This window comes from Novosphingobium sp. SG754 (assembly GCF_013149315.1).
Lineage (GTDB): Bacteria > Pseudomonadota > Alphaproteobacteria > Sphingomonadales > Sphingomonadaceae > Novosphingobium > Novosphingobium capsulatum.
Map to the genome: position 1 here is coordinate 356,552 of NZ_JABGCC010000004.1, position 24,832 is coordinate 381,383.

Sequence of the window (24,832 nt, forward strand, 5' to 3'; positions counted from 1 at the left end):
ACACATCCAGGATTTGCGCCTAGCGTTCCAGCCGTGGGCAGACGCGCAAGGGCAGCGCGCACGGCCTTGGGGGATGGGCTTTTGCACCGGGCGATCATACGCAAGACCAGGGCCGCAGGCGGCCATGACGAAGGCCTGTGGGCCGGCGCGATTTCCACCAATCTGGTGACGGGCAAAACTCTGCGCTTGTCGGCGGGGGCAAGGCTGGCTTACCCCTGGCAACGGGAGGTCGCAGCCGGTGCATGCCAGGCTGCGGCAACAAGCCGCTGGCCGGGGGCCGCGTGTCGCAAGGGGGCGGCGCCGGATCTGCGTGACACGGGGGCAGGAGCCACAGGAAGGCCGGGATAACCGGCCTGGTCCATGTTGCGCCCGCAAGCGCGCAGCACGGCACGGCCCAAGCAGGTGGAGCAATAGCCATGAGCCTCGAAATCACGTCCAAGGTTGCCGAGATCGACGCCCACATCATCGATGTGCTGCGGCACCGCGTGGGCAAGGATGAACGGGCCGCCAAGCCCCACGACTGGTACACCGCCACCTGCCTGGCGCTGCGCGACGTGATCATCGATCGCTGGATGGAATCCACCCGCAAGACCTATGACCAGGGCGGCAAGCGGGTTTACTATCTCAGCCTGGAATTCCTCATCGGCCGGCTGCTGCGCGACGCGCTGTCGAACCTGGGCCTGACGCGCGAAATGGAAAAGGCGCTGGCCAGCCATGGTTTTGACCTGGCCGCGCTGGAAGAGCTGGAACCCGATGCGGCGCTGGGCAACGGCGGCCTGGGCCGCCTGGCTGCCTGCTTCATGGAAAGCCTGGCGAGCCTGGACATTGCCGCCTACGGTTATGGCATCCGCTATGTGAACGGCATGTTCCGCCAGCGCATCGACGATGGCTGGCAGGTGGAACTGCCCGAAACCTGGCTGAGCCACGGCAACCCGTGGGAGTTCGATCGCCGCGAAAGCGCCTATATGATCGGCTTTGGCGGCGAGGTGATCGACAACGGCGATGGCGTGGAATGGCGCCCGCATGAAAAGGTCGAGGCGAGCGCCGTCGATACGCCCGTGGTGGGCTACAAGGGCAAGCGGGTGAACACCCTGCGCCTGTGGACCGCCAACCCGCTCGATCCCATCCGCCTCGACGCGTTCAACGCCGGTGACCACGCTGGCGCGCTGGCCGAGCAGGTGCGCGCCGATGCCCTGGTGCGCGTGCTCTATCCGGCCGACAGCACGCCGGCCGGCCAGGAACTGCGCTTGCGCCAGGAATACTTCTTCACCTCCGCCTCCATCCAAGACATCGTGCGCCGCCACGCGCAATACCATGGCGATGTGCGCACCCTGCCCGAAAAGGCCGCGATCCAGCTCAACGACACGCACCCCAGCGTGGCCGTGGCCGAACTGATGCGCATCCTGGTGGATATGTACGGGCTTGAGTTCAACGAGGCCTGGGACGTGACCAAGCGCACGGTGGGCTATACCAACCACACCCTGCTGCCCGAAGCGCTGGAAAGCTGGCCGCTGCCGCTGTTCGAACGCCTGCTGCCGCGCCACATGCAGATCATCTATGCGATCAACAGCCGCGTGCTGCGCGAAGCGCGCAAGGCCGGGCTGGACGACCGTGCGATCGCCGCGATCAGCCTGATCGACGAGGGCGGCGAGCGGCGCGTGCGCATGGCCAACCTGGCCTTCGTGGGCGCGCATTCGATCAACGGCGTGGCCGCGCTGCATACCGAGCTGATGAAGACCACGGTGTTTGCCGATCTTCACGCCCTTTATCCCACGCGCATCAACAACAAGACCAACGGCGTCACCCCGCGCCGCTGGTTGCAGCAGTGCAACCCGCGGCTGGTGGGCGTGATCAAGGACGCAATCGGCGATGCGTTCCTCGACGATGCCGAAAAGCTGTCCGATCTCAACGCGATGGCCGATGACGCGCAGCTTGGCGAACGCATTGCCGAGGTAAAGCGCGCCAACAAGGTGGCGCTGGCCGGGCATATCAAGCAACTGACCGGCGTCAGGATCGATCCCGATGCCCTGTTCGACGTGCAGATCAAGCGCATCCACGAATACAAGCGCCAACTGCTCAACCTGATCGAAACAGTCGCGCTCTATGATCAAATTCGCAGCCACCCGGAACGCGACTGGACCCCGCGCGTAAAGATCTTTGGGGGCAAGGCGGCGTCGAGCTATCACAACGCCAAGCTGGTCATCAAACTGGCCAACGACATTGCCCGCCGCGTCAACTCCGATCCTTCGGTCGGGGGCCTGCTCAAGGTGGTGTTCGTGCCCAACTACAACGTGACCCTGGCCGAACGCATCATCCCTGCCGCCGATCTTTCGGAACAGATTTCCACGGCCGGGATGGAAGCATCGGGCACCGGCAACATGAAGTTCGCGCTTAACGGCGCGCTCACGATCGGCACGCTCGATGGCGCCAACATCGAGATCAAGGACCGCGTGGGCGATGACAACATCGTGATCTTCGGCAAGACCGCCGAGGAAGTGGCGGCGATCCGCGCCGATGGCTATAACCCGCGCGCCGTGATCGAGGGCAGCCGCGAGTTGCAGCAGGCGATCTCGGCCATTGCCAGCGGCGTGTTCTCGCCCGACGATCCGCACCGCTATGCCGGGCTGATGGGCGGGCTCTATGACAGCGACTGGTTCCTGGTTGCGGCCGATTTCGACGCCTATCACGCCGCGCAGCGCGGGGTCGACGCGCGCTGGGCCAACCAGCCGGCGTGGCGCGCCAGCGCCATCCGCAACATCGCCAACGTGGGCTGGTTCTCGTCCGATCGCACGATCGGCGAATATGCCCGCGACATCTGGGGAGTGTGACATCCTGAGCCTGCACCCCCCGGCCGAGGCAATCACGGCGCTGCTTGACGGCACCCATGCCGATCCGTTTTCCCTGCTGGGGGTGCATCCCGGCCCGCAAGGTGCCTTTGCCCGCGCCATTTTGCCCGGCGCCGAACGGGCAGAAGCGTTCGCCCTTGACGGGACGTCGCTGGGCGTTCTGAAACGTGTCGATCCGCGCGGCCTCTTCGAAGGGCCAGTGGCCGGGTCACCGCAGCCGGTGCGCTATGCCTGCCAGGCCGGGCAACATAGCTGGCAGGTGACCGATCCCTATTCGTTCGGGCCGGTGCTGGGCCCGGTGGATGATTTCCTGATCGGCCAGGGCACCCACCACCGCCTGTTCGACAAGCTGGGCGCCCACGTGATCGATCACGAAGGCGCACGCGGCGTGCACTTTGCCGTCTGGGCGCCCAACGCCCGGCTGGTGAGCGTGGTGGGCGATTTCAACGATTGGGATGGCGCCCGCCACCCCATGCGCCGCCGCAGCGACACGGGGATCTGGGAACTGTTCCTGCCCGACATCGGCGGCGGGCGGCCCTACAAGTATCGCATCGTGGCGAGTGATGGCACGGTGCAGCCGTACAAGGCCGATCCCTATGCCCTGGCGGCAGAACTGCGACCGCACACTGCCTCGATCACGCTCGACGCCCCGCCCCACGCCTGGGGCGATGCTGAACACCGCGCGTTCTGGGAGAAGGCCGATCCGCGCCGCCAGCCAATCTCGATCTATGAGGTCCATGCCGGATCGTGGCGCAAGCCCGGTGACGGGCGCGAGTTCTACAGCTGGGACGAACTGGCTGACCAGTTGATCCCCTATGCCGTCGACATGGGCTTTACCCATATCGAGTTCCTGCCGGTGTCAGAGCATCCCTATGACCCGAGCTGGGGCTATCAGACCACCGGGCTCTATGCCCCGTCGGCCCGGTTTGGCGAGCCGATGGGCTTTGCCCGCTTTGTCGATGGCGCGCACCGCGCCGGGCTGGGCGTGCTGATCGATTGGGTGCCGGCGCATTTTCCCACCGACGCGCATGGCCTGTCGCGGTTCGATGGCACCGCGCTCTATGAACATGAAGACCCGCGCCAGGGGTTCCACCCCGATTGGAACACCGCGATCTACAATTTCGGCCGGCGCGAGGTGCGCGATTTCCTGATCAACAATGCGCTGTTCTGGGCCGAACGCTATCACGTCGATGGGCTGCGCGTGGATGCGGTCGCCTCGATGCTGTACCGCGATTATTCGCGCAAGAGCGGCGAATGGATTCCCAATGCCCAGGGCGGGCGCGAGAACTGGGAAGCGGTCGATTTCCTGCGGGCGATGAACCAGGCGGTCTATGGCACCTGCCCCGGCGTGATGACCATGGCCGAGGAATCGACCAGTTGGCCCGGCGTCACCCAGCCCGCGCTGGACGAAGGCGAGCGGCCGAGCAGCCTGGGCTTCGGCTTCAAGTGGAACATGGGGTTCATGAACGATACCCTGCGCTACATGGCGCGGGACCCAGTTCACCGCCGCTATCACCACAACGAGATCACCTTCGGGCTGGTCTATGCCTTCACCGAAAACTTCGTGCTGCCGATCAGCCATGACGAAGTGGTCCACGGCAAGGGCAGCATGCTGGGCAAGATGGCCGGCGATGACTGGCACAAGTTTGCGAACCTGCGCGCCTATTACGGGATGATGTGGGGCTATCCCGGCAAGAAGCTGTTGTTCATGGGCCAGGAATTTGCCCAGCGCCGCGAATGGAGCGAGGCGCGCGCGCTCGATTGGGACATGCTCGACCATGCCCCCCACGCCGGCATGCAGGCCTGGGTGCGCGATTTGAACCGCGCCTATGCCGCCCTGCCCGCGCTGCACGCGCGCGATTGCGAGGGCGAAGGGTTTGAATGGCTGGTGGTGGACGATGCGCTGGCCAGCGTGTTTGCCTGGGTGCGCCGCGCGCCCGGCCATGCCCCAGTGGTGGTGGTGTGCAACATGACGCCCGCCTTGCATGACCATTATCGCCTGCCCCTGCCGCACGACGGGGAATGGCGCGAAGTGCTCAACTCTGACGCGGCGCACTATGGCGGCAGCGGCCAGGGCAATGCCGGAAAGATCGTGGCGGAAGACGGGGCGGCGTTTGTCATCCTGCCGCCGCTTTCAACGATGATGTTTGAATGTCAGATCAAGGCCGAATGAACGGCCAGGAGGAACGGATGCGCAAAACCTATGGGCAACCCCTGGCTCGCGATGCCATGGCCTATGTCCTGGCTGGCGGACGCGGCAGCCGGTTGAAGGAACTGACCGACAACCGCGCCAAGCCGGCCGTCTATTTCGGCGGGGTCAGCCGGATCATCGACTTTGCCCTGTCGAACGCGATCAATTCGGGCATCCGCCGCATCGGCGTGGCGACGCAATACAAGGCGCACTCGCTGATCCGGCACATGAACCGCGCGTGGAACTTCATGCGCCCGGAACGCAACGAAAGCTTTGACATCCTGCCCGCCTCGCAGCGCATTTCCGAGCTGTTGTGGTATGAAGGCACGGCCGACGCGGTCTATCAGAACATCGACATCATCCAGGCCCATGCGCCCAAGCACATGGTAATCCTGGCGGGCGACCACATCTACAAGATGGACTACGAATTGATGCTGCAGCAGCACGTCAATTCGGGGGCCGACGTAACCGTGGGCTGCCTGGTGGTGCCCAAGGCCGAGGCGACCGGCTTTGGCGTGATGGGCGTGGACGAAGACAGCGTGATCACCAGCTTTGTCGAAAAGCCGGCCGATCCGCCGACCATCCCGGGCGACCCGGACCATGCCCTGGCATCGATGGGCATCTATGTGTTCGAGACCGAATTCCTGTTCGACCAGTTGCGCCGCGATGCGGCAACCCCAGGCTCGAATCGCGATTTTGGCGGCGATATCATCCCCTACATCGTCAAGCACGGCAAGGCGGTGGCCCACCGCTTCAGCAACAGTTGCATCCGCGCGGCCGACGAAATCGAGGAATACTGGCGCGACGTGGGCACGCTCGACGCCTATTTCGAGGCTAACCTCGACCTGACCGACACCGTGCCCAAGCTCAACATGTACGATCGCGAGTGGCCGATCTGGACCGACCAGATCATCGCCGCCCCGGCCAAGTTCGTGCACGACGAGGAAGGGCGGCGCGGTATGGCGATTTCCTCGCTGATCAGCCAGGATTGCATCGTTTCGGGCGCGCTGGCCAAGCGCAGCCTGCTGTTCACCGGGGTCAAGATGGGGTCATTCTCTAGCGTGGAGGAAGGCGTGATTCTGCCCTATTGCAACATCGGCCGGGGTGCCAAGCTTAGCCGCGTGATCCTTGATTCGGGCGTGCGCATTCCCGAAGGGCTGGTGGTGGGCGAAGATCCCGACCTCGACGCGCGGCGGTTTCGCCGCACCGACAACGGTGTCTGCCTCATCACCAAGGCGATGATCGACAAGCTGGTTTAGCGCCAACCACCGTAACACAACCTGTCGTCGCCCCGGACTTGATCCGGGGCCCCGCTTCTTTCCGCTTGTTCCGCCAAAGGCGGCAAGCTGGACCCCGGAACAAGTCCGGGGTGACGAAGGAGAGGAACAAAGATGGCTTGAGACCGGCTGGCTGGCCGGGGAGACTGGAATGACCTTGCGCGTTCTTTCCATCGCATCCGAAGCGGTGCCACTGATCAAGACCGGCGGGCTGGCCGATGTGGCCGGCGCCCTGCCCGATGCCGTGGCGCCGCATGGCGTGGCGATGACCACGATCCTGCCGGGCTATCCCGCCGTGACCAAGGCGCTGGGCAAGGCCAAGGCGGTCCACCACTGGGACAGCCTGCTGGGCGAGCCGGCCCGGCTGCTGGCGGGCAAGCTGGGCAACCATCCGCTGCTGGTGGTCGACAGCCCCAACCTGTTTGCCCGCGAAGGTGGCCCCTATGCCGATCTGGCCGGGCGCGACTGGGGCGACAACTGGCGCCGCTTTGCCGCGTTTGGCCGCGCGGCCGCCGATGTGGCGGGCGGCGCGGTGAAAGGCCAGGCGTTCGATCTGGCCCACGCGCACGATTGGCAGGCGGCGATGGCCCCGGCCTATATGCGCTTTGCCCCCGCCGGCACGGCGATCCCCTCGGTCATGACCATCCACAACATGGCGTTCCAGGGCTATTATGGCGCCGATATCTTTGCCCTGATGGGGCTGCCTTCGTGGGCCTGGGCAATCGACGGGGTGGAATACCACGGCGGCGTGGGCTTTCTGAAAGCGGGGCTGGAAAGCGCCAGCGCGATCACTACGGTGAGCCCCACCTATGCCCGCGAAATCCGCGATCCTGCCTTTGGCATGGGGCTGGAAGGCTTGATCGCCACCAAGGGCGATCGTGTGCACGGCATCGTCAACGGCATCGATCCGGCGGTGTGGAACCCTGAAACCGACCAGCACCTGCTGCAGACCTATTCCTGGCGCTCGCTCGCCCGGCGTGCCGCCAACAAGCGCGCGCTGGAGCGGGAGTTCCATCTGGAACAGGGCGATGGGCCGCTGTTCGTGTGCGTCACCCGGCTGACTTGGCAGAAGGGCATCGACGTGCTGCTGGAAGTGATCGACCACCTCGTGGGCCTGGGCGGGCGGCTGGCGCTGCTTGGCGCGGGCGATCCGGCGATGGAGGCCGGCCTGCATGCTGCCGCTGCGCGCCATCCCGGGCGGGTCGCCTTGCGCATCGGCTATGACGAGGCGCTGTCGCACCGCATGCAGGGCGGCGGCGACGCGATCCTGGTGCCCAGCCGGTTCGAACCTTGCGGCCTCACGCAGCTTTATGGCCTAGCCTATGGCTGTGTGCCGGTGGTGGCACATACCGGGGGCCTGGCCGATACCGTGGTGGATGCCAACCTGGCGGCGATCAACGGCCAGGCGGCCACTGGGGTGACGTTCCACGGTGTCACCTATCCTTCTTTCGCAGATGCGATAACGCGCACGATTGCCCTTTATGGGCAGCGCGATGTCTGGACGCAGATGCAGCGAACAGGCATGAAGACGGACTTTTCATGGAAGCGCAGCGGGCACGCCTATGCTGCGCTCTATCGCCAACTTGCGGGGGCAGAATGACGATCACCACCCACCAGACCACGCCTTATGCCGGGCAAAAGCCGGGCACATCGGGCCTGCGCAAGAAAGTGCGCGTGTTTGCTCAGCCCAACTATGCCGAAAACTTCATCCAGGCGGTGTTCGATGTGGTGGAGCGCGAGGCCGGCAGCACCTTGGTGATCGGTGGCGACGGGCGCTACCACAACCGCACGGTGATCCAGCAGGCGATCCGCATGGCCGCAGCCAATGGCTATGGCCAGGTGCTGGTCGGCCAGGGCGGCATCCTCTCCACGCCGGCCGCAAGCAACGTGATCCGCCGCTACAAGGCGAGCGGCGGCCTGATCCTCTCGGCCAGCCACAACCCCGGCGGGCCGGACGAGGATTTCGGCATCAAGTACAACATCGCTAATGGCGGCCCGGCGCCCGAAGGCGTGACCGAGGCGATCTATGCCCGCACGCAGACGATCGACCGCTGGCTGGCGGTGGACGCCGCTGACATCGACCTCGACACCTGCGGCAGCGTCGACGTGGGCGGGTGCCAGGTCTCGGTGATCGATCCGGTGGCTGACTATGCCGACCTGATGGAAACGCTGTTCGATTTTGCCGCGATCCGCGCTGCCGTGGCCGATGGCCTGACCATGGCATTCGATGCCATGCATGCCGTGACCGGCCCCTATGCCACGGAAATCCTGGAAAAGCGGCTGGGCTTTGCGCCCGGCACGGTGCGCCACGGCGTGCCGCTGGAGGATTTCGGCGGGCATCACCCTGATCCCAACATGGTCCATGCCAAGGCGCTGTTCGATACGATGTTCGGCCCCAACGCGCCCGATTTCGGCGCGGCATCGGATGGCGACGGCGATCGCAACCTGATCGTCGGCAAGGGCCGTTTCATCACCCCATCAGACAGCCTGGCCATGCTGGCCGCCAATGCCCACCTGGCGCCCGGCTATGCCCGGGGCCTCGCCGGGATCGCCCGCTCGATGCCGACCAGCGCGGCGGCCGATCGCGTGGCCGAGGCGCTGGGCATTCCCTATTACGAGACGCCTACCGGCTGGAAGTTCTTCGGCAACCTACTCGACGCGGGCATGGCGACGATCTGCGGCGAGGAAAGCGCCGGCACCGGATCGGACCATGTGCGCGAAAAGGACGGCCTGTGGGCGGTGCTGCTGTGGCTCAACATTCTGGCCGTGCGCAAGATCAGCGTGGACGAACTGGCGCGCGAACACTGGGCCAAGTATGGCCGCAACTATTATGCCCGCCACGATTATGAAGGGCTGCCGACCGAGCAGGCCGATGCCCTGATCGCCGCGCTCAACGGCAAGCTCGCCAGCCTGCCGGGGCAAAGCTTTGGCCCGCTGACCGTCGCCACGGCAGACAGCTTTTCCTATCTCGATCCCGTCGATGGCAGCACCAGCGCCAACCAGGGCCTGCGCGTGCTGTTCGAAGGCGGATCGCGCATCGTCTTCCGCCTGTCGGGCACCGGCACCGAAGGGGCGACGCTGCGCGTCTATCTCGAACGCTATGAGCCGGCGGACGGCTATCTTGACCGTGAAACCAGCGACATGCTGGCCGACCTGATTGCCGCAGCCGATGCCGTGGCCGGCATCGTCGCCCACACCGGCCGCACCGCCCCCGACGTGATCACCTGATGGACCACGGCGCGCACCCTGTCCCTGCCGGCACGGCCTGGCGGGTGCGCGCGCCGCTGGCCGATGCGGTGTGGCTGTGCCTGTTCGATGCGCAAGGCGCCGAAACGCGCCATGCCATGGTACGCGCGGGCGACGATTGGACGCTGACCCTGGCGGGCAATCACGCCGGCACGCGCTATGGCTATCGCGCCGATGGGGAATGGGCGCCCGAACGCGGGCTGTGGTTCGATCCGGCCAAGCTGCTGGTCGATCCCCATGCCGTCGAACTGGACCAGCGCTTTGTCTATGATCCTGCGCTTTCCGCGCTGGGTATTGATACGGCTGCACTGGTGCCCAAGGCCATCGTGCCGGGCGATCTGCCTACCGTGCCCCCTGCCCCGCCGCTGTTTGCGCCGGGCGGGCTGGTTTATGAACTGAACGTGCGCGCCTTTACCATGCTGCATCCCGAAGTGCCCCAGCATCTGCGCGGCACAGTGGCAGCGCTGGCCCATCCCGCCGTGCTGGCGCATCTGGCCAAGCTGGGCGTCAATGCAGTGGAACTGACGCCGATCGTGGCATGGATCGACGAGCGCCACCTGCCCCCACTCGGCCTGCGCAATGCCTGGGGCTATAACCCGGTGGCGTTCATGGCGCTCGATCCGGGGCTGTGCCCGGGCGGGATCGCCGAACTGCGCGACACCGTGGCCACCCTGCGCGCGGCGGGGATCGGCACGATCCTTGATCTGGTGTTCAACCACACCGGCGAAAGCGACGTGGCCGGGCCGATCGTCAGCCTGCGCGGGCTGGACAACGCCGCCTATGGCCATGCTGCGGATGGCAGCCTGATCAACGATACTGGCTGCGGCAACACGCTCGATTTCGCGAAGCCTCACGTCCGCCAGTTGACGATTGATACGCTGCGCCATTTCGTGGCCCATGCCGGCGTCGATGGCTTCCGCTTCGATCTGGCGCCGGTCATGGCGCGCGGGCCGGGCTTTGCCGCCGATGCCCCGATCTTTGCCGAGATCGCCGCCGATCCGCTGCTGGCAGACCGCGTGCTGATTGCCGAACCGTGGGACATCGGGCCGGGCGGCTATCAACTCGGCCAGTTTCCGGCCAACTGGCTGGAATGGAACGACCGCTTTCGCGATGATGTGCGGCGGTTCTGGCGCGGGGATGGAACATTGGGCCAGCTGGCCACGCGGCTGGCCGGCTCGGCCGATGTGTTTGGCCCGTGTGACAGCTCACCGTGCCGCAGCGTCAATTTCCTGGCGGCGCACGATGGCTTTACCCTGGCCGATTGCGTGGCCTTTGCCCACAAACACAACGAGGCCAACGGCGAAAACAACCGCGACGGGCACGACGAGAACTATTCATGGAACAACGGCGCCGAAGGACCGAGCGACGATCCTGCCGTGCTGGCGCGGCGCCAGGCAGCCCAGCGCGCGCTGCTGGGCACGCTGTTTGCGTCAACCGGCACGATCATGCTGACCGCCGGTGACGAGTTTGGCCGCAGCCAGCAGGGCAACAACAACGCCTATTCGCAGGACAATCTGCTGTCATGGATCGACTGGCAGGCACGCGATCGCGATCTTGAGGATTTCGTGGCGCGGCTTTCTGCCGCTCGAACGGGTGACCTGGCGCGTTTTCCCGAGAATGGTCAATGGCTGGCGCTCGACGGCGCCGCGATGGACGCCGCGCGATGGGACGATCCGGCGACCCCGGGGGTGCAATGGCGTGCGCCCGATCAGGCGCGGCCCGGTTTTCGGGTGAGCCGGAACGATGGGGTAGCGCTGGACTGAGGGGCCCTTCGACAGGCTCAGGGCGAACGGGAAATAGAAATTTGTCCTCCCCATCCTCTTTAGAGGAGGGGGTCGGGGGGTGGTGGACACCTTGCACAAGGCTTCGCACCACCCCCAACCCCTCCTCTGAAGAGGAGGGGAGATTGAACGCCTTGTCAGGCCCCCAGGCGGCGCAGGGCCGGATCGACGAAACGGCGCGGCGCGGGCACATAGGTGGCCTGACCATCATCGAGTGACAGCGCGCGGGGGAGCAGCCGGTTGAGTAGCAAGCGGCCGAACGCCCACTCACCCAGGCCCGATTGCGCGTTGATGTGCCCGGCAGCGCCGGCATCGGCAAAGCGCGCGCCCCAGCGTTGGGCCAGGCGGCGTGTTGCACCTGGCGTGGCATAGCGATCATCCCGGCTGCCCACCACGATCGTGGGGAACGGCAGCTCGGTTTCGGGCACCGGGGCAAAGCGGGTCAGGCGGCGGTCTTTCACCCCGTCTTCCACATCGGGTGGCGCCACCAGCAAAGCGCCGATCACCGGCATCTGCCGCGGGCCATTGGCCAGGCGTTCATACTCCGCCCACCAGGCCACGGCCAGGCAACCCAGGCTGTGCGCCACCAGCACGACGGGGCGCCCGGCCCCTTCGTGGGCACGCTGGATCGCCAGGGCCAGCTTGTTGACCCAGGTGTTGCGGTGCGGATCGTTCCACAGCCCGAGGTCAACCCGGTGGCAATCGGGAAGTGTCTGTTCCCAAATGGTTTGCCAGTGATCAGGACCGGAATTGTCCAGCCCCGGCACGGTCAGGATGATCGGATCGGCAGTGCGGCTAAAGGCATGTTCATGGGCCATACAAGTTCTCCCACCAAGGAAGCGGCCGGTCGACTCGGTTTACGTCCCGACATGAACAAGAGATAACTCAATCTTCGAGATAGACAATCACCTGGCGATGAAGCGACAGCGGTTTGCGCCCGGTGGCAAAGCACCGGAACCCGGTTGCATTTTCCCGCCGTTTGCGACAGGCCCATGGGCCGGTGCAAGGGGGGCCTTGGCGCCGCCACGAAAGGGATCACGAGCGTTTCCGGCATGACAGCACCAGCGATTCCCGATGCGCCGCGCAAGCGCCTGCTGGCCTCGATCCACGATGTCAGCCCGCGTTTCGAAGCGCAGGTCGATGCCCTGGCAGAGCGCCTGTCCGGCCATCTCGGCACGGGCAAGTTTGCCATGCTGGTGATCCCGGATCACTGGCGCAGCGCGCCGCTCGCGGGCAATGCCGCGTTCCAGGCGCGGCTGCGGCAATGGGCCGACATGGGCATCGAGATGTTCCTGCACGGCTGGTGCCACAAGGACGAAACCCCTGCAGAGCAAGGCCTGGCCGGCTTCAAGGGCAAGCACATGACCGCCGGCGAGGGTGAATTCCTCAACCTGCCCCATGCCGAGGCGCTGGCCCGCATGGCGCAGGGCAAGGCCCTAGTCGAAGATATCCTGGGGCGCCCGGTCACCGGCTTCATCGCGCCGGCCTGGCTCTATGGCCCCGGCGCGCACCAGGCCATGGCTGAGCTGGGCTTTGCCCTGGCCGAAGACCACATGAAAGTGTGGCGCCCGCAAAGCGGCGAAGTACTGGCCAAGGGGCCGGTGATCACCTGGGCCAGCCGCAGCAAGGCGCGCATCCGCTCTTCGCTGTGGTTTTCCGCCCTGGCCCGCCAGGCACTGCCGCTGACGCGGACGGTGCGCGTGGCGGTGCATCCCGGCGATACTACGGTGCCTGCCCTGCTGCGCTCGATCGATGCCACGCTGGCACGCTTTGCCAAGAGCCACGAACCCGCGCGCTATGCCAGCCTGACCGGCCCGACGAGCCTGTTTTGACCGCGACCACGCAACGACCCTTGCGCGTTCTGACCTTCCTGCACAGCTTCGAGCCGGGCGGGGTGGAGCGCGTGGCGCTGCGCCTGCACCGCGCCTGGCTGGCGCAGGGCGTCGATGCGCGCCTGGTGCTGGGCCGCACTCAGGGCGCGATGCGCGGCGAATGGCCGGGCCTTGAGGCCGATGTGTTCAACAGCCATGGCGTGCCAACTGCCGCCTGGGAAACGCTGTGGATGATGCTGCGCCTGCCAGGCGCGATCCGCCGCCACCGCCCCGATGTGCTGTTTTGCGCGGGCAATTCCTATACCGTGGTGGCCGTGACCATGCGGCTGCTGCTGGGCAAGCGCTGCCCGCCGATCCTGGCCAAGATCAGCAACGATCTGGCCCGTACCGATCTGCCCGCCCCGGCCCGGCCGTTCTATCGCCTGTGGCTCAAGATCCAGGGCCGCCTGCTCGATCGCCTGGTCGGCATGGCTGCGCCGATGCGGGCCGAACTGGAAACGCTGATGCGCGCGCCGCCCGAACGCGTGGCGATCATCGATGACCCCGCGCTGGACGAGGCGCAGATCGCCCACCTCGAAGCCCTGCCCCGCCCGCCGCGCGATGCGGCCGGCGGGCGCCGCTTCCTGGCGATCGGCCGGCTGGCAGCGCAAAAGAACTTTCCGCTGCTGCTGCGCGCCTTTGCCCGGATTGCGCGGGGCGATGACCGGTTGACCATCCTGGGCGAAGGATCGGCACGCAAGAGCCTGGAAGCCCTCGCCCGCAGCCTGGGCATTGCCGATCGGGTCGATCTGCCCGGCCATGTCAATCCGGTGTCCGCCGCGCTGCTTGGCGCCGATGCGCTGGTCATGTCATCCGATTATGAAGGTGTGCCCGCCGTGGTGCCCGAGGCGCTGGCCGCCGGTCTGCCGGTGGTAGCCACGACATGCAGCGTGAGCATGGGCGATCTGCTCGGCCAGGGCCGCTTTGGCCTGCTCGTGCCGGTGCGCGACGCGCCGGCGCTGGCCGCGGCGATGGATCGCATCACCAGCCTGCCGTTCGATTCGGCCGCCGCCCGCGCCCAGGCGCGCCGTTTTACTGTGGAAATTGCCGCCCAAAGCTATGTTGTTGAAATGCAGCGACTGGCCCATGGCTGATCACCCGCTGCCCGGCACGGGCGAACCCGTCGCGCACGCCAACCCGCAGAAAGCGGATAGCGCGGCGACCATGTTCGCTGTAACGCCGCGCCCGGGCCTGAACGAGAAACGATGACGACACCCGCGATTCCCGAGACCGCTCCCCAAGCCAGCGGCCTGCGCAAATGGAGCGCCTATCTGGGCCCCGCCGTTTCGGTGGCGATCCTGTGCGCCGTGCTGTGGCAGCTGCGCCAGCTCAACTGGCTGATGGTGGTATCGATCATCCCGCGCTCGCCGCTGATCTGGCTGGTGCTGGCCGCCAGCTATTTTGCCGGGCCGGTGGCCGACTGGGTGATCTTCCGCAAGCTGTGGGGCATCCCGTTTTCGGGCCTGGCGCCGCTGCTCAAGAAGCTGGTCGGCAACGAACTGCTGCTCGGCTATGTCGGGGAAGTCTATTTCTACGACTGGGCGCGCCGCCATGTAAAAATGGAGGGTTCGCCCTTTGGCGCGGTGAAGGACGTGGCGATCCTTTCGGCGCTGGCCGGCAACATCATCACGATCCTGATGATGGGCATTACCTGGTATGTCAGCGGGCGGGTCGATTTCGGCCAGAACACCTGGCTGATCGTTTCGGCCATCGCCTTTGCCCTGGCGACCTCGCTGGTCATCACGTTCCTGCGCAAGGGCATTTTCAGCCTTTCGGGCCGCTCGTTGTGGTTCGTCTTCATGGTCCACTGCCTGCGCATTGCCGCCGGCATGGGCTTTACCGCCTTGTCCTGGCACCTGATCCTGCCCGAGGTGTCGATCGGCACCTGGATCCTCTTTTCCACCATCCGCCTGCTGGTGGCACGCCTTCCCTTCATCCCCAACAAGGATATCGCGTTTGCCGGCATCACGCCGCTGATCGTGGGCAAGGGAGTTCAGACTGATGTCATGATCGCGATGATATCGATGCTGATCGTTGCCACACACGTGATCCTGTTCATCGGTCTGATGCTGCTGGATCTCGTGCAGAAGGAGAAGAACGCGTGAAGAAGCTGGCCCTGCTGGCACCTGTCGCAGTCATTCCCGCCGCCCTGCTGTTGGGGGGCGCCGGCCCGCTGCCGCCGTCCACCCCCGATCTCGGCAAGGCCGAAGGCCAATGCCGCCCTGGCGAGCATGGCCCCTCGTTCATGGTCGATATCCTGGGCCTCAAGGACCACACCGGCAAGCTCAAGCTGGAAGTCTATCCGGCCAACGACAGCGATTTCCTGGCCGACGACAACGTGCTGGTCGGCGCGGGCAAGACGTTTCGCCGCGTGGAGGTGAACACCCCGGCCGAACCCACGCCACGCCTGTGCGTGCGCCTGCCCGGCCCTGGCCAATACACCGTTTCGGTGCTGCATGACCGCGACGGCAACCGCAAGTTCAACTGGCAGCGCGATGGCATCGGCTTTTCCGGCAACCCCCGCCTGGGCTGGTCCAAGCCCAAGGCGGCCAGCGCCACCGTTTCTGCCGGAAACGGGCCGACCACGTTGCGGATCGTGATGAACTACCGTAACGGTCTGATGTCGGTGGGACCACTCAAGGGCGCGTGATGAAGCTTGTCGATGTTAGCGCATTCTACGCCCCCAAGGGCGGCGGGGTGCGCACCTATGTCGATCGCAAGCTCAAGGCAGCGGCGGCGCTGGGGCATGACATTACCGTCATCGCCCCTGGCCAGCGCGACCATGTCGAGGAGCGTGGGCCCAATGGCCGCATCCGCTGGCTGAAGAGCCAGCTGTTCCCGCTCGATTTCAACTATCGCTGGTTTTCCGACATCCCCGCGCTCTATGCCGCGCTGGACGAGGAAAAGCCCGATTTCGTCGAAGCATCGTCGCCCTGGCGCAGCGCCAGCGTGATTGCCGATTGGCCCGGCCACGCGCCGCGTGCGCTGATCATGCATGCCGATCCGCTCTCGGCCTATGCCTATCGCTGGTTCGATCCGGTGGCTACGCGGCCCACGATCGACAAGGCTTTCGAGCGCTATTGGCGGCACCTGCGCCGCCTGGACGAGCGCTATGACATGATCGTCAGCGCCAGTGCCAGCCTGTCTGACCGGCTCACTGCCGGTGGCCTGACGCGGGTGGTGACCAACCCGATGGGCGTCGATCCCGGCATTTTCTCGCCCGAATTCCGCGATCTGGCGCTGCGCAAGGGCATGCTGGAGCTGTGCGAGCTGCCAGAGGATGCCACGCTGCTGCTGGGCGTCGGCCGCTTTGCCCCGGAAAAGCGCTGGCCCATGCTGGTTGACGCCGTCACCGCCGCGGGAAACCGCCGCCCCGTGGGCATGGTGCTGGCCGGCCAGGGACGCGAACGCAAGGCGATCGAGCGGCGCATTGGCGGCAATCCCCATATCCGCGTGCTCGCCCCGATCACCAAGCGCCACGAACTGGCCCGCGTGATGGCCAGCACCGATGCCCTGCTGCATGGCTGCGAGGCCGAGACATTCTGCATGGTCGCCGCCGAAGCCCGGGCCAGCGGCCTGCCGCTGATCGCGCCCGACCAGGGCGGCGCGAGCGACCAGGCGCGCGCGTCGAACGGCTGGATATATGAATCCGCCAACGCCGCCGCCGCCACTGAAGCCGTGGCGCAATATGCCCTGGCGCGCGAAAGCGGGCTGGATGGCCCCCGCGCCGACCTGCCGCCGCCGCGCACGATGGACGATCATTTCCGCGAGCTGTTCGCCAGCTATGAAGCGGTGCTGGCAGGGGCGCGCCAGGCGGCTTGATCTGGCGGTTTGCGCCGGGTTTGCGCTTGGTTTCCACCACCTCCCTCCTCTGAAGAGGGGGCTTTTTTATGCCTGCTCCCCCTCCTGGGGTCGGGGGGTGGTGGAAACCAAGCGCGATACCAACGAAAAAGGGCGGCAGGTTTCCCCGCCGCCCCTTTATTTCGTGCGCTGGTGCGATCAGAAGTTGATCGTGGCATCCAGGCCATAGGTGCGCGGCGCGTTGAAGTTGCCGTAGTCACCCAGGACATTGTTGATATTGCCATTGGCCGAGGTCGAGAACGCCGGGATCGAGTTCGACGGATCGCGGCGATAGACATAGGCGGTGTTGAACAGGTTGCGGCCCCACAGACCCACCGTCAGCTTCTGGCCAGTGCTCGACACCGGAATGTCGGCCAGGGCCAGGCGGCCGTTGAACACGACCGAAGCGTCGTTCTTGGTGGCATACTGGTCAAACGTCTGGGTGGCCTGCGAATAGTTGCCATCCAGGTGCAGGCGCACTTCGGTGCCGTTGGTGCCGATCGGGTGGGCATAGTCGATCGAGCCCGACGCCGCATTGCGCGGAGTGAACACGACATAGACGTTCTGGGTGATGCCGGTGAACGGGTTCGTCACCTGCGGCAGCTTGGTATAGGTATAAGCGTACGAGGCGTTGAGCGTCAGGCCTTCCACCGGCTTGACCGTCAGATCGGCTTCGACACCGCGGATCTTGGTCACGCCGGGGACGTTGACCGTTTCCAGCACGTTGACGTTGGACGAACCCGACACATAGATCGCGTTGAAGTCCACCTGGCTGTTCTTGCGGTCCATGATGTAGCCGGCGATGTTGAACCGGGCGCGGTGATCCCAGAAGTCGCTCTTGAGGCCGACTTCATAAGACTTCACGTTTTCCGGATCGAACCCGCGATAAGTGGGCGAACGCGAGGACGCACCGCCAGCGCGATAGCCGGTGGCATACTTGGCATAGACGTGCAGGCCATCGTTCACGTCATAGGCGATGGTCGCCATCGGATTGAACTTGTTCCAGGTCTTGTCCAGCGTGTTGCCGTTGGCAGCATTGCGGAACGTGACCAGCGTGCCCTTCTTTTCGTCGTGGGTATAGCGACCACCCACGGTGACGTGGAGCGCCTCGGTGGGGTTGATCGTTGCCTGGGCATAACCGGCCAGGCTCTTGGAATTGGCCACCGACGCGCGGTCGATCGACGCGAACGGATTTTGCAGCGCGGCGGTGTTGATGGTGTAGCCGGTGCCGTCCGCGTTCCAGATGTTGGAGTTGGGCGTGGCGGCGTTGTCCGACACGTGCTCGTTGAAATAGAACACGCCCGCAACGTAATCGACGATACCCACGGTGCCGACAGCCTGCAGTTCCTGGCTGAACTGATGCTGCCACAGGTTGGCCAGCGAATAGCGGCTGAACGGTGCGTTGGCGGCATACACCGGGACGCGGTGCGCGCCGCCCGAGTTATCCCACTGTTCGCTGGTCACGCCGCGCCATGCGGTGATCGAGCGCAGTTCGAGTTCGGGCGCGACCTTCCACTTCAGGGTGTTGGTAAAGCCGTGGGTGCGGTCGATGCTGGGCTGCTGCGGCACGCCGATGTCGGCCACCTTCATGCGCGTCTGGCCGTTGACGACGACCAGGCCAGGCAGCGCCTTGACGGTGCCGGTCAGCGCGGTGAACTTGGTGCCCGGGGTGTTGCAGGCCTGGGTCACGGGGCCAGCGACGCACTTGTTGGGGTTGTAGTTCAGCAGCTGGCTGTAGAACGGCGAGTTGCTGTCCCAGCCGTTGTCATAGCTGAAATCGTTGGTGATATCGCTCGTCGGCTTCCAGCGCACGGCGATGCGGCCACCGCGACGGTCGAAGTAGTTCCAGCCGGTCTGGCCTGCGAGCGGGTTCTTAACCGTGGCGCCCTGGTACTGGGCGACGCCATCGAGCTTGACCGAGAAGTTGTGGTATTCGGGCAGGTCGAGGTGGATTTCGCCGTTGTACGAACCATAGTTGCCAAAGCCACCGCTGATGCGGCCGCCGAACTGGCCCGAGGGCGCCTTGGACACGAGGCTGAGCGCGCCACCTTCGGTGTTGCGGCCAAACAGGGTGCCCTGCGGGCCCTTGAGCACTTCGACGCGTTCCATGTCGAACAGCGCGGCGTTGAGGCCATGCTGGCGGCCCATGTAGACGCCATCGATATAGACGCCCACGCCCTGCTCGCGCGCCGGCTGGTTGGCGTCGAGCGGCACGATGCCGCGAATACCGATGGTCAGCGCGGTCTGGCGCGCTTCGAAGGTGGCGACGCGCAGCGACGGCACGGCGCCATCGGCCAGGTCGAGCAGGCTCTGGACGTGGCGGTCCTTGATCGTTTCAGCCGAAACGACGTTGATCGAGATCGGCGTCTTCTGAAGGTTGGTTTCGCGCTTGGTGGCGGTGACCACGATTTCGGTCAGGCCCTTTTCACCCGCAGAAGCATCGCTTGCCGGTGCTTCTGCCGCAGCATCGGCAGCCGGTGCAGTGTCGGCCGCGAAAGCCGGCATGGCGTTCAGCGCAAGCGCGCCCGCCCCGGCCAGAAGGCCGGCACGAACAGTGTTCTTCAACATCGGATTTCCCTCACTGGTGAGGCTCAAACGCCCCTTCGCGCCACCCCCTAGGTGGGCATGGCTGCACTTTTGTGACGCGCGCATGTCAGGAACTGTCACATTTGACCGAAACCTGACATTTTCCGCAGCAAAATCGGCGGATTACCGCACTTTTCTGCGCTTCATGGCAAAATGTGTCCGCACAAAAAAAGCCCCGCTCCGGGCGAACCGAAGCGGGGCCGATCAGACGAATCGCCCGGGGGCACATGGCCCCCGCGCGCAGGGTGGATCAGAATCCGGCCTTGAGCGTCACGAAGACCTGGCGCGGCGCACCGGCCAGCAGGGTCTGGTTGTCGCCCGAGAAGCCGAAGCCGTTGGAGCCAATCGTGGCGATGTAGCTCTTGTCGAACAGGTTGGTGCCATTGACCTGGATTTCCAGCGGCGTGCGCTGGCCCACGTCGATGCGATAGCCCAGCGTGGCATCGACCAGGGCACGGCCCGGCACCGACTGGTCGTTGAGGTAGGTGAAATAGCGCTTGGACATATAGTTGACCGCAACGCGCCCGAAGAACGAATTGCTGTCATACGAGATTTCGCCGCGCGCCAGGTGCTTGGGCGTGTCGACCACGGTCTTGCCGGCGGTGAGCGCCGTACCGTTCGCGGTGACCACGTTGTCGCGATAGGTGTTGTTGTTGTAGCTGTACGAAGCGAACAGCGCGAAGCCGTAGGGCAGCTTGTAGTTCACCACCGCTTCCAGGCCATAGGCGCGCACGTTGCCCACGTTCTGCACCAGGTTGGCCGCCCCGACGATGCCGACCGAGGTGGGGATCGTCAGCAGGCGATTGCGGAAGTTGACGAGGTAACCGCCGAGCACGGCGTTGAGCGGCCCGTTGTTGACGCGCAGGCCGCCTTCATAGGTATCAGACTGTTCGGGCTTGAGACCATTGGCGGCGATCTGGTTGAAGCCGGCCTGGGTGGTGGAGAACGGGCTGGAGGTGGCGTCAGCCGTGAAGGCGCGCGTCACCTGGGTGAAGCCGGCAAAGACTTCGGCGCCGCCGCCCAGCTTGTAGGTGAGGCCCGCGTGCGGCTGGAACCAGTCGCGCGCTTCGAGGCGGCCCACCGCCAGGTTGCTCTGCGCCGCCAGCTTGGACGCGCGGTTGATCACGTCAAAGCCCTTCCAGCCAAGATTGATCTTGAGCGCGCCCAGATCGATATCGTCCATCACGTAGTACTGCACCGTGGTGGTGTTGTACGCCATGTACCACTGCGTGGCGAACGGATCGGTCAGGAAGTGGTGGAAGTCGATGCCGGGAACGGTGCGGCTGGTCAGCCCATAAAACCGGCGTGCCTGGTTGAAATCGTTGTTTTCGGCCCAGCCACCCACGGTGAGCTTGTTCTTGTTCAGATCGACCACGAAATCGCCGAACACGCCTTCGCGCTTGATGTCGTATTCGGTGGTGCGCACCGACATCGGCACGCCGCTCGGGCTGGCGAGATAGGGCGTGCCCCACAGGCCCTGGCCGCGGTTGTGGTGATAGTAGGACTTGATGTTGAACGAGATCGTATCGTTCAGCGGGCCACTGGCGCCAAAGGCATAGACCCAGTCACGGCGCAGGCCGGCCGCGTCGTAATAGGCATCATCGGCGTTGATCATGTTGTCGGGATAGGTGGTGCCGGCGGCCGGGTTGGTCGGCTTGACGCCGGTATAGCCGGTGTTGGCACCCACATCGGCGGCGAGCACGGCCGTGGCATACTGGTGCGGGCCGAAGTTGTCCCAGTTGTAGCCATGGCGCGCGATCAGCGCGAGCGAGAGATCCTGGTAGTCCTGCTCGACGCGGTCGGAATAGCTGTACCAGCCTTCCAGGTTGATGCGGCCGGCAGGCGCAATGAACTTGAAGTTGGTCATCAGCGTGCGCTGCTGGCCATCACCCTTCCACTTGTTGCCGTTCTGGTACTGCAGCGACCCGAACGCGCGCACGCCATCGGGGGTGCCCACGGCCAGACGGCCGAAGCCGCGCCAGGTTTCCGACGAACCATAGGAACCGCTGGCATCGATGGCGACGTGGTGATCGCGCAGCAGTTCGGCCGGATCGATCGACTTGAATTCCAGCGTGCCGCCCAGGTTGCTGGTCGACTGCGTGTCGATCGCGCCCGAACCCTGGCTGACGGCGGTGACGCCGATGTTTTCCGGGCTGATCGCGCGGCTGACATGCAGGCCGTTGTTGTTGCCATAGCTCATGTTGCCGAGCGGGATGCCGTCGAGCGTGAAGCCCAGCTGGTTCTGGTTGAAACCGCGAATGGTCACACGGGTGGACCATTCATAGTTGCCGAAGGCGTCAGCCGACTGGAAGTTGACGCTGGGCAGCTTTTCAATGGCCTTGAGCGGGCTGGTGCCCGACGCCAGGATCGCCAGATCGGCGGCCTTGATTTCCTGCGTCTGGCGGGTCTGCCCGGTGCCCAGCACCACGATTTCCGGGCCATTGGCGGCGGCATCGGGCGCGGATTCAGGCGCGGGCGCGGCAGCGTCAGCGGCAAAGGCGGGACAGGAGAAAAGCACGGCGCAGCCGGCAAGCAGGGCAGAAACGCGACGCATGGTAATCCCTCATGGATTTTGCCCCCGTGCAAAAGGGGGAATGGTGCGACGCGCCGGCTAGCCCCGTGCGGTTTCAGATTGATGCCGTTTCGATGACAGTTTGGCGGCACTACCCCAGATTATGCGTCATCAAACCGTCATGGATGGCGCCGGCCTGCCGCGCGCAGTCGAGCGCCAGCAGCCGTTCCAGCAACCAGCTGCGCGCCGGCCCGGCCGGGCTGTCGCGCCGCCATTGCGCGTGGATCGGATAGGTGATGCTGTCGCCTTCCGGCATGGCGAGGTGGACCAGACGGCCACTGGCCAGGTCATCGGCCACGACATGGCGGGGCATGTTGCCCCAGCCGATGCCCTGGCGCAGCAGGGCATGCTTGGCGCCCAGATCGCCCAGCCGCCAGGTGCGCGCTGCCAGGACCGAGAAATCGCGTCCCTGGGTCAGCGCGGAACGATCGGTGAGGACGAGCTGGAGATATTGCCGCCCCGTGCCCGGCGCCACCGCGCTCATCCTTGCCAGCGCATGGCCGGGAGCGGCCACCGGCACCAGCTCGACCGCGCCGATGGCGATGCGATCGAGTGCGGGATCATCGACCAGCACCGCGCCGGTGATCGCCAGGTCTGCCTGACCATCGAGCAGTTGCCCGGGCACGGCCCCGAGTGCCTCGACGTGCAGGCGCAGATCGACGGTGGGGAACGCCACCAGGAATTCCTGCAACAGATGGGCCAAGGCCTCGGTCGGGAACATGACGTCCACCGCCAGGGTCAATTCGGCCTCGAGCCCCTGGTTGTGCCCGCGTACGCGGGCCATCAGCGCATCGACATCGTCGGCCACGGCGCGCGCGCTGGCCAGCACGGCCCGGCCGGCATCGGTCAGCTGCGGCTTGCGCGATCCCTCGCGGTCGAACAACACGACGCCCAGCTGCGCCTCGAGATTGGCAATGCCATAGCTGACTACCGAGATTGCCCGGCCCAGCCGGCGCGCGGCGCCGTTGAACGTCCCCTCATCGACCACCGCCAGAAAGATGCGGATCTGGTCAATGCTGGGCTGGCCCACATCCATGCCGCGCTACTCCATTCAACGAAACTGAACATTCTTATCCGAAATATGGGGATTTTAGAAAAGGACAAAAGCCGCCAGACAGCACGCGACGCATTCCACCACCGCTTTTGCCCCAGAAGGATTCGATCCCATGACCAACCGAACTGCCGATCCCCGCGTACTGCCCCTGATCGTGGACCGCTGGTCGCCGCGCGCGTTTGACGGCGCCGCCGTTCCGGCTGAAGACCTTGCGGTGATCTTCGAGGCAGCGGGCCTGGCGCCTTCGGCATTCAACTATCAGCCCTGGCGGTTTCTCTATGCCGTGCCCGGCGATGCCAACTGGGCCGCGTTCCTCGACATCCTGATCCCGTTCAACCAGGGCTGGGCCAAGGATGCCGGCGCACTGGTGTTCATCGTGTCGGACGAATCGATGCGCAAGGACGATGGTACCGCCAATCCCAACCACAGCCACAGCTTTGACGCTGGCGCGGCCTGGGCCATGCTGGCGTTGCAGGCCACTGCGCTGGGCTATCACACCCATGGCATGACCGGGATCGATTTTGCCAAGGCACGTGACGTGCTGGGCGTGCCCGAAGGCTGGCGCGTGGAAGCGGCCGTGGCCATCGGCCGCCAGGATAGCCCGGAAAAGCTGCCCGATTTCCTCAAGGAACGCGAAGCGCCGAGCGGGCGCAAGCCGGTGGCCGAAGTGGCCGTTGCCGGAACCTTCGCCAGCCTGCCCGCCTGATACGCCAAGGCGAAACGGTTCCCGCTGCGGCAACGGCCAGTGGGATGTAGAGCACATTTCGTCGCATTGGCCGGGGCGCGCCCTTGGCAGCGGCGGGAACCGACGCCACGTTGGCCCCCATAGCATAACGCAATTGTTTGTCTCGGGGTCTCGCAATCATGACATTTGGCAGGCGCCAGTTCCTTGGCGCACTTGCCGGATCGGCGGCCTCGGCGCTGTTTCCGCGCGCGGCGGCAGAAGCGATTGCGCCTATCCAGGGTTCGAACGGTGCCTGGGCACCCGGCCTTGGCCCCGGCGCAGCCACGCTTCCTCCCCCCTCGCCCGCGGCAGACAGCCCGGCTCTGCTGACCCGCGCTCTTGGTGCACTGCGCGAACATGGCAACCATGTTGCCGCGCAAGACGTAATCGGCATCGTCGATTTTTCCGCCCCCTCGCGGGAGGCGCGCTTGCAACTGGTCGATGTGGCCAGCGGCCGGGTCTTGTCCTCCCACCTCGTGGCCCATGGCCGGGGTTCCGATCCTGCCAACAAAGGCTGGGTGGAACGGCTTTCGAACGAATACGGTTCGGAAGCATCGTGCAGCGGCAGCTTCCTTACCGGGGATACCTATTACGGACGACACGGACGTTCGCGCCGGCTGATCGGCCTCGATCCGGAAAACAATCTCGCGCAGATGCGCGGCATCGTGATCCACGCCGCCAGCTATGTCGGCCCCGACATTGCCAACATGCAGGGCCGCGTTGGCCGCAGCCAGGGCTGCTTTGCCGTGTCGAACACCGATATCGATCGTGTGCTGGGGCTGCTCGGCCCTGGCCGGCTGCTCTACGCCGCGCGCTGAGCCAGCGCGTGGCGGTGCCGCGAATT

The 24,832-nt window shown here is 65.4% G+C and carries 18 protein-coding genes; 14 read left to right on the forward strand and 4 right to left on the reverse strand.

Annotation, left to right across the window (positions count from 1 at the left end; translation table 11 throughout):
- Window positions 1-416: 416 nt before the first annotated feature.
- The 6 genes from FHW97_RS12275 (at window position 417) to glgX (ending at window position 11,323) form a co-directional block, all read left to right on the forward strand.
- A complete protein-coding gene (locus FHW97_RS12275) occupies window positions 417-2,828 on the forward strand; it encodes a glycogen/starch/alpha-glucan phosphorylase (RefSeq protein WP_169048142.1) in 2,412 nt (803 codons plus the stop codon).
- Between the two features lie 10 nt (window positions 2,829-2,838).
- A complete protein-coding gene (gene glgB / locus FHW97_RS12280) occupies window positions 2,839-5,019 on the forward strand; it encodes a 1,4-alpha-glucan branching protein GlgB (protein ID WP_171799229.1) in 2,181 nt (726 codons plus the stop codon).
- A gap of 17 nt (window positions 5,020-5,036) precedes the next feature.
- On the forward strand, window positions 5,037-6,296 hold the full coding sequence (glgC, locus tag FHW97_RS12285) for a glucose-1-phosphate adenylyltransferase (RefSeq protein ID WP_171799112.1): 1,260 nt from the start codon (window positions 5,037-5,039) through the stop codon (window positions 6,294-6,296).
- 169 nt (window positions 6,297-6,465) lie between these two features.
- Complete coding sequence (gene glgA / locus FHW97_RS12290; protein WP_171799113.1) at window positions 6,466-7,914, forward strand: glycogen synthase GlgA; 1,449 nt, start codon at window positions 6,466-6,468, stop codon at window positions 7,912-7,914.
- A complete protein-coding gene (locus tag FHW97_RS12295) occupies window positions 7,911-9,542 on the forward strand; it encodes an alpha-D-glucose phosphate-specific phosphoglucomutase (RefSeq protein ID WP_171799114.1) in 1,632 nt (543 codons plus the stop codon). Before glgA ends, FHW97_RS12295 begins: the two co-directional genes overlap by 4 nt.
- Window positions 9,542-11,323, forward strand: coding sequence for a glycogen debranching protein GlgX (gene glgX, locus FHW97_RS12300; RefSeq protein WP_171799115.1), 1,782 nt, complete (start codon window positions 9,542-9,544; stop codon window positions 11,321-11,323). Before FHW97_RS12295 ends, glgX begins: the two co-directional genes overlap by 1 nt.
- Window positions 11,324-11,478: 155 nt before the next feature.
- Here the strand turns inward: glgX and FHW97_RS12305 are convergent, their stop codons facing one another.
- On the reverse strand, window positions 11,479-12,159 hold the full coding sequence (locus FHW97_RS12305) for an alpha/beta hydrolase (protein ID WP_171799116.1): 681 nt from the start codon (window positions 12,157-12,159) through the stop codon (window positions 11,479-11,481).
- A gap of 234 nt (window positions 12,160-12,393) precedes the next feature.
- On the opposite strand from FHW97_RS12305, the gene FHW97_RS12310 reads away from it, so the two are divergent.
- Genes FHW97_RS12310 through FHW97_RS12330 form a run of 6 tightly spaced genes read left to right on the forward strand, consistent with a single transcriptional unit; the run spans window position 12,394 to window position 17,034 of the window.
- Window positions 12,394-13,173 (forward strand): DUF2334 domain-containing protein, encoded by a 780-nt coding sequence (locus FHW97_RS12310; RefSeq protein ID WP_168351365.1) that lies wholly within the window; start codon window positions 12,394-12,396, stop codon window positions 13,171-13,173.
- Window positions 13,174-13,193: 20 nt separating this feature from the next.
- Window positions 13,194-14,306, forward strand: coding sequence for a glycosyltransferase (locus FHW97_RS12315; protein WP_171799117.1), 1,113 nt, complete (start codon window positions 13,194-13,196; stop codon window positions 14,304-14,306).
- A complete protein-coding gene (locus FHW97_RS22215; RefSeq protein ID WP_255352205.1) occupies window positions 14,299-14,421 on the forward strand; it encodes a hypothetical protein in 123 nt (40 codons plus the stop codon). Before FHW97_RS12315 ends, FHW97_RS22215 begins: the two co-directional genes overlap by 8 nt.
- On the forward strand, window positions 14,418-15,317 hold the full coding sequence (locus tag FHW97_RS12320) for a hypothetical protein (RefSeq protein ID WP_054131963.1): 900 nt from the start codon (window positions 14,418-14,420) through the stop codon (window positions 15,315-15,317). Before FHW97_RS22215 ends, FHW97_RS12320 begins: the two co-directional genes overlap by 4 nt.
- Window positions 15,314-15,862: a DUF2141 domain-containing protein gene (locus tag FHW97_RS12325; RefSeq protein WP_022677370.1), complete on the forward strand. Its 549-nt coding sequence runs from the start codon at window positions 15,314-15,316 to the stop codon at window positions 15,860-15,862. Before FHW97_RS12320 ends, FHW97_RS12325 begins: the two co-directional genes overlap by 4 nt.
- Complete coding sequence (locus tag FHW97_RS12330; protein WP_022677369.1) at window positions 15,862-17,034, forward strand: glycosyltransferase; 1,173 nt, start codon at window positions 15,862-15,864, stop codon at window positions 17,032-17,034. Before FHW97_RS12325 ends, FHW97_RS12330 begins: the two co-directional genes overlap by 1 nt.
- 177 nt (window positions 17,035-17,211) lie before the next feature.
- Here the strand turns inward: FHW97_RS12330 and FHW97_RS12335 are convergent, their stop codons facing one another.
- The 3 genes from FHW97_RS12335 to FHW97_RS12345 all read right to left on the reverse strand — a co-directional run bounded on the left by FHW97_RS12335 (window position 17,212) and on the right by FHW97_RS12345 (window position 23,246).
- Entirely contained in the window at window positions 17,212-19,620 is a 2,409-nt protein-coding gene (locus FHW97_RS12335; RefSeq protein ID WP_171799118.1) for a TonB-dependent receptor, read from the reverse strand.
- A gap of 268 nt (window positions 19,621-19,888) precedes the next feature.
- Window positions 19,889-22,192, reverse strand: a complete 2,304-nt coding sequence (locus tag FHW97_RS12340) for a TonB-dependent receptor (protein WP_022677367.1) — start codon at window positions 22,190-22,192, stop codon at window positions 19,889-19,891.
- Between the two features lie 109 nt (window positions 22,193-22,301).
- A complete protein-coding gene (locus tag FHW97_RS12345) occupies window positions 22,302-23,246 on the reverse strand; it encodes a LysR family transcriptional regulator (RefSeq protein WP_107715686.1) in 945 nt (314 codons plus the stop codon).
- A gap of 130 nt (window positions 23,247-23,376) precedes the next feature.
- Here FHW97_RS12345 and FHW97_RS12350 point away from each other — a divergent pair, with 130 nt between their 5' ends.
- Window positions 23,377-23,970, forward strand: coding sequence for a nitroreductase family protein (locus FHW97_RS12350; RefSeq protein WP_062781851.1), 594 nt, complete (start codon window positions 23,377-23,379; stop codon window positions 23,968-23,970).
- A gap of 158 nt (window positions 23,971-24,128) precedes the next feature.
- Window positions 24,129-24,806: a murein L,D-transpeptidase catalytic domain-containing protein gene (locus FHW97_RS12355; RefSeq protein WP_171796284.1), complete on the forward strand. Its 678-nt coding sequence runs from the start codon at window positions 24,129-24,131 to the stop codon at window positions 24,804-24,806.
- The last annotated feature ends 26 nt before the right edge of the window (window positions 24,807-24,832 follow it).